The sequence below is a fragment of the Candidatus Margulisiibacteriota bacterium genome (assembly GCA_003242895.1).
Taxonomy (GTDB): Bacteria; Margulisbacteria; Riflemargulisbacteria; order GWF2-39-127; family GWF2-39-127; genus GWF2-39-127.
Window position 1 is genome coordinate 57,323 of sequence record QKMY01000038.1, and the last position, 6,327, is coordinate 63,649.

Sequence of the window (6,327 nt, forward strand, 5' to 3'; positions counted from 1 at the left end):
TATGGAGTAGTGAGATTTTCAGCTCTCTATGGCTGTTTCGAATTTGTACTGGTATTTATAGAGGGTATAATAGAAGCCTTTTCTGGCTAGCAGATCTTCGTGTTTCCCGTCTTCAACAATACGACCTTTGTCCATAACAATAATCCGGTCGACGGATTTGATGGTGGAGAGGCGGTGTGCCACGACGATAGAGGTTCGGGATTCCATGATCTTTTGCAGGTTGTCTTCGATTAGTGCTTCAGTTACGACATCTATATGGGCGGTAGCTTCGTCGAGCATGAATATTGGCGGATTGATCGCTGCCAGGCGGGATAGTGAGAGCAGCTGTTTTTCGCCGACAGATAGATTGCTGCCTCGTTCTGACAGTACATGCGAATATGTATCTGGCAGTCGCTCGATAAACGAAGCCGAACCGGTAAATCCTGCTGCGTTTTGGATTGCCTCATGATCTATCGCTTGGTCAAAAAGTCTTATGTTATTGGCAACTGTATCGGAAAAGAGATACGGGTCTTGTGTTATGTACCCGAACTTGGACCTTAGTGAATGCTGCGTGAGCTCGCGAATGTCATGCCCGTCAATGCGGATACTGCCTTTTTGGAGTTCATAGAACCTTAGCAGTAGTTTGAGGATGGTGCTTTTGCCGGAGCCGGTTGCGCCGATTATCGCGATCTTTTCTCCGGGTTGGATGCTTAACGAGAGTCCTTTAATGACCCAATCATTTCTAATATAAGCAAACCAGACGTCATTGAGATCTATTGCGCCAGAAGTGGCGTTGAGAACTTCCGTGCCGTCATGGATGAGATGGTCAGAGCTTTCCAGAAGCCCGAAAATTCGTTCTGCTGAAGCTGTAGCACTCTGTATGACGTTATAGCGTTCGGATATTTCTTTTAACGGATTAAAGAGTTTCTGGACATATTCAAGGAAAGCTATCAGCGTACCGATGGTCATAAGACCTGCGAATATGCTCAATCCTCCATACCAGAGGATAGCTGCCGTCGTGAATGACGACGATATCTCGATCATCGGGAAGAGGAGGGCAAACGAGAAAATAATCTTATTGTTAACAGTAGAGACATTCCTGTTAATTTCCCTGAACTGTTCTTTATGTCGTTCTTCCTGGTTAAAAACCTGAATGATTTTCATGTTGCCTATGTTCTCCTGGAGATATCCTGAGAACTGGGCTGCCAGCCTGCGAAGCTCGCGGTACCGGGCAATCACGTATCCCGAGAATAGATAGAAGACGCTGAGAGTTACCGGCATACATGCTATGGTGAATAGTGCCAGTTTGACATTGAGATAGAAAATAATAACTATGATGATAAGGATCATTCCCAGTTTAATAACCGTATCGATTAGTCCGGTTGTGAACATTTCTTCAAGGTTATCGATATCAGTGGTTATTCGGCTGATAAGCCCTCCGACTTTGTTCTTGTCGAAGAACGACATGCTCTGATGCTCGATTTTCTGGAAGACGTTGAGCCGTAATTTTGCCATTATTTTTTGACTGACGAGCTCAGTGTAATATGTCTGGGCATAGGAGAACAGGAATTCCAGGCACAGGAATACGATGAACAGGCTGACAACCCAGGTAAGTCCTGTGATGTTTTTTGTCATGATGTACTTATCTATTGCTAATTTGATAAGTAATGGACGGACTAGCTGCACTGTAAGCAGAAAGGCAATAAAGGCGAAGACATAGATCAGCTCCCTTTTGTAGCTGCGAAGGTAGGGGAGAAGCTTTAATAATGGATAGTTACTATAATTTTTGTTTTTCATAAATTACTTTGTAGAGATTATTTTTTTCTAACAGGGCTTCATGGGTTCCTTGGGCAACGATCTTGCCCTGGTCCATGAGAATAATATTATCGCAGTGCTTGAGCGTTGAAACCCGGTGCGCGACAATGAGCGTGGTCATGGTGCTTTTTAAGGTCAGGAGGTTTCTTAGTATATGCTCTTCTGTCTCGGTATCAACTGATGATAACGCGTTGTCGATGAAGAGTACCTTGGGTTTTTTGATTATTGCCCTGGCTATTGCCAGGCGTTGTTTCTGTCCACCGGAGAGTGTAATTCCATGTTCGCCGACGATCGTGTCATATCCTTGATCAAAACTGAGGATGTCTTTTTCCAGATACGCGAAGACTGCTGCTGCCTGAATGTCCGAAAACGGAAGTTCCGGATTATAGTAGGCGATGTTTTCTCTTATTGTCCCGGAAAAGATAATCGGTTCCTGAGAAACATAGGATGTCTCGCTATATAATGTCGATAACGGGATGGTATAGAGTTCATTGGTATCAAAAAACACGGTACTTCTGGGAGGGTTGTAGATCCGCTGCATTACCTGCAACAGTGAGCTTTTGCCGGATCCGACTTCGCCGATCAGGGCTACCATCTGTCCAGATTTGATCTCAATGTTAATGTCTGTAAGGACTTCTGCACTAGAGCCTGAATACGTGTACGATAGGTTCCTGATAGTAATGTCGCCGGGCAATTCGGTGATTGAATAATCTGTTTCCGGTGCATTCTCGATGATCTCCGGATGATATAAGACTTCTTCAATTCTTGCTACCGATGCTCTGCTGCGCTGGTAGAGGTTAACCACCCAACCGATAAAAATCGTTGGTTGTATAAGAAAAACGAGTGTTCCGTTAAATGCCACAAAAGAGCCGAGCGACATTGTCCCCTTAATAACCAGGATTCCGCCAAGCCACAAGATTATAATTGCTGATAATGATGTGAATAAACTGATAAATGGGTGGTACATACTGCTGGTCTTAACTAGTTTAAGGTTAGACTGAACGTAACCGTCGTTTGCGGTAACAAAACGTTCCCGGACATGCTCTTCACGGGTATAGGCTTTGATTGCTGAAATGGACGAGAAGATTTCTTGTAAGGATACTGTGATGGTTGCCATTTTCTCCATTACTTCCTTGTACTGGGAAAAGAAGATTTTTGAGTAATATCTTGTTGCCAGGAACAGCAGCGGAAAGGGAATGATCGCTAGTATAGTTAGCGGTAGATAGATAGTCGCAAGCGAAACTACCGCAAAGAGGTAGAGCGAAATAATGTTTGTTACATGCATGGTTACGTGTCCGAAGAGGTAGCGCAGATGGTCCATATCATGAAGGGCACGACTGAGCAGGTCACCGGCTTTCATCTGCTGATAATATGATTGCGGGAGCCGTAGCAGCTGTTCAAAAAAATCGTTACGAATGTCCTGTTCGATATATCTTCCTGCCGAGAAGAGGATGTTCCGCATGAAGAAGCGCGATATCCCCGCGAGAAGTGCATAGACTAGAATTAATTCTACGGAATGGAGGAGTGCGGGCATCTGGTAGTCTCTTATGGCATCGACGGCGTATTTGAAGGTGCGTGGGATGAGGAGAATGAATAGGTTAGTAGCGATAACAAAGAGGCTGCCGAGGGCGAGTTTGTACCGGTAGAGGTAGATATATTTTTTTATTAGCGGGCTGGTTAGTAGCATTGTTCTCTCTTGTGATAAAAGCTTAGGTATTATACCAATTTTGGGAGGGAATTAATAGGGTATCCCTTTGCCTCATCCAGCGGAAATGAGAGTCTGTTTCTCAATAGATTTATTGCTCCGCTGCCTTCTCCATCTGAGGACGGAGAAGGCTTAGTTGGTAGTTTTTTTTTGTGGTGGATTTTTGTGAAATTTGACGAGGCTTATTACTTATTGAATTATAGATGTTAGGACGCTGCCGCTCCTGAACCTAGGCCCAAAGATGCTAATGCAAGCACCTTTGGGATTCGTGCAGCAGGGAGGTATCCCTGCACCCTCTGAGCGCAAGAACTCGTCCTGCTAGAAGGCTGTGTCAAAACAAATTTTGGTTTTTATACGAATACTAGTGGCACAGCCTTATAGCAATGACTCAGACAGCTTGCTTAAGCGTATAGCCCATCCGGGCTATGATTAGATGGGGAGGTAGAAGGCATTTTATTGGCTGGGGGATAAAAATATAGTGTAGTAACAAACGGTTTATTCGTTAGCCTCATCCAGCGGAAATGAGAGTCTGCTTCTCAATAGATTTATTGCTCCGCTGCCTTCTCCATCCGCCTCACCCCAGCCCTCTCCACGCGCGGAGAAGGGAGACAATGGAACCTGATTAGATAACGGAGAAGGCTTAGGTGGTACCTAGGTATTCTTTTATAACCTGTTTTACCTTTTCGATATCGTTGATTACCTGTTCATTCGTGAATCTGATTACTTTCATTCCTAACAATTTTATTATTTCCGTTCTCAGTTCGTCGTATTCTTTCTGGTCATCATGGATATGTCCATCTACTTCGATGATAAGTTTAGCCTTGCTACAATAGAAGTCTGCAATAAAGGTTCTCTGCACTTCATTATATTCAAATGTAAAAGGTTTCTGTCGAATGAATTTTTCGCCCAGTTTGCTCCCACGGATTGCCTGCCAGAGTATATCCTCTGCTTTCGTAGCGTGTTTTCTCATATCTCTTACTCTGTTGGTTATCTTCGGCATATTTTAATTATAGCATGTGCAATCACTGTACCTCTAAGCCTTCTCCGTCCTCAGATGGAGAAGGCGGTGCACATGATACCAGATAGAAGTCAATCAACAGCTTGCACCGGATGAGGCGAAGCGCAAAGCTGATCCACCCACTAATTTCTTGCCAAGCAAGCTCCGAGCGAGCAAAAGAATGTGTTATTTGTGCATAAATATAGTATAATGCTAATTATTAATATTATTATATGGAGGTATGTCAGATGGCGGTTTTATCAAAAAAGACAATTGATCGGTTTTCTAAGAATGTTTCTAAATTCCAAGGCATATTAAGGCTGGCTAAGGATAGGGACGTTAATGAGTCTGACACGGTATCAATAATAACTGACATCCTTGCAGATGTCCTTGGATACGATAAATATCTTGAAATAACCAGAGAACTTGCCATTAGAAGCACCTACTGTGACTTAGCGATTAAGGTTGATAATAACATTCAGTATCTGATCGAAGCCAAAGCAATTGGCATAGAGCTTAAAGAAAATCATCTAAGACAAGCTATCGATTATGGTGCGAACCACGGAATTCCCTGGGTAATATTAACTAACGGGATTTCATGGGAAATATACAAAATTCGATTCGAAAAACCTATCAACTATGATCTTGTCTGTTCATTCAATTTTTTAGAAATTAACCATAAAAAAGAAGTCGATCAAGAAAAACTTTTTATTATCAGCAAAGAGGGTCTTAGTAAAGACGCCAGAGAAGATTTCCATGAAAAAGTTCAGAGTTTTAACCGTTTTATCGTAGGCGCAATAATTTTGAACGAAAATGTGGTTAACACGATTAAAAAGGAACTTAAAAAGCTAAACGCCGGAATTAAAGTAGATAATGACCAAATCCAAAAGATGTTGTCCTCTGAGGTGCTAAAAAGAGACGTTATCGAAGGCGATGAAGCAATTAAAGCCCAGGCAAGAATGAAACGATTCTATAAAAAACAAGAATCAGCAGCAAGCAAAATTAAAGTAGAGGCTGTTTCTGTATGATAGCGATTATTAAATGAAAAACAACCGCAGGAGATTGAGTAAACTAAAATAGTCTTGGTGAGCCTTTTCAATGAAACCAGGAGAAAGTAAGGAATTATGTTTTGGTATTTTTTAATTACAATATCTTTAGCAGGAATTCTATTAACGTTAGATAAAATAAGTAAAATTTTAAATAAAATATACGAATTGCTAGAGCAAAATTTAAATATTAAATAAAAAGCAACAACTTAGGATTGAGTAAATAACAAGTGGACCGGAGCAACTTTTTAGTGAAGCTGGGAGAAAGAAGTGATCAAATAGTAAAGATTTTTTTATCTGGAATCAGAGAATATAGATCAATTTATAGATATTAATTTAAAAAAACTTTATATATCAACAAGTCATAATACACGTGGAATAGAAATTGAGCGAAGTAACCCAGATGTAATAAATGAAATATTAGAACTAAAAAATTAAATGAAACTCAAAATAGCCTTTTTACTTTAATTGTTCCTCAAGAGAAAAGGTCGCTTTATTCTTTTCTTTTCCTTAAAGTTTAATTCCGTTTTTGGTCTATTAATTTTTATTTCGTTGTATTTTTCCTAAAGTGAACAGCGACCTTTTTATTTAAGTTGTCTAAACCAGGTTTTTATTACTTCCATCTGCTATAAAATCATTCTAAGTTGGTTGTGAATTCTAGGTCAAAGCTATACGATTTCCAAACTGCAGATTCAGGCGCAAGGCGCCAGGTGATTCAGAAACAAGGTATCCAGTCGATTCAGATGTGGTGTCCATGGGATTCAGATTCATGCTGTCCAGGTAAT

General features: G+C 41.1%; 4 protein-coding genes. 1 reads left to right on the forward strand and 3 read right to left on the reverse strand.

Annotated elements, in window-relative coordinates; all coding sequences use genetic code 11:
- Positions 1-18: 18 nt before the first annotated feature.
- From DKM50_05610 to DKM50_05620, 3 genes are all read right to left on the reverse strand, one after another.
- A complete protein-coding gene (locus DKM50_05610) occupies positions 19-1,776 on the reverse strand; it encodes an ABC transporter ATP-binding protein (GenBank protein PZM80241.1) in 1,758 nt (585 codons plus the stop codon).
- Positions 1,757-3,481, reverse strand: a complete 1,725-nt coding sequence (locus DKM50_05615; GenBank protein ID PZM80242.1) for a hypothetical protein — start codon at positions 3,479-3,481, stop codon at positions 1,757-1,759. Before DKM50_05615 ends, DKM50_05610 begins: the two co-directional genes overlap by 20 nt.
- Positions 3,482-4,139: 658 nt before the next feature.
- Positions 4,140-4,499, reverse strand: coding sequence for a hypothetical protein (locus tag DKM50_05620; protein PZM80243.1), 360 nt, complete (start codon positions 4,497-4,499; stop codon positions 4,140-4,142).
- A gap of 230 nt (positions 4,500-4,729) precedes the next feature.
- On the opposite strand from DKM50_05620, the gene DKM50_05625 reads away from it, so the two are divergent.
- On the forward strand, positions 4,730-5,524 hold the full coding sequence (locus DKM50_05625) for a restriction endonuclease subunit R (protein ID PZM80244.1): 795 nt from the start codon (positions 4,730-4,732) through the stop codon (positions 5,522-5,524).
- Positions 5,525-6,327 lie beyond the last annotated feature (803 nt).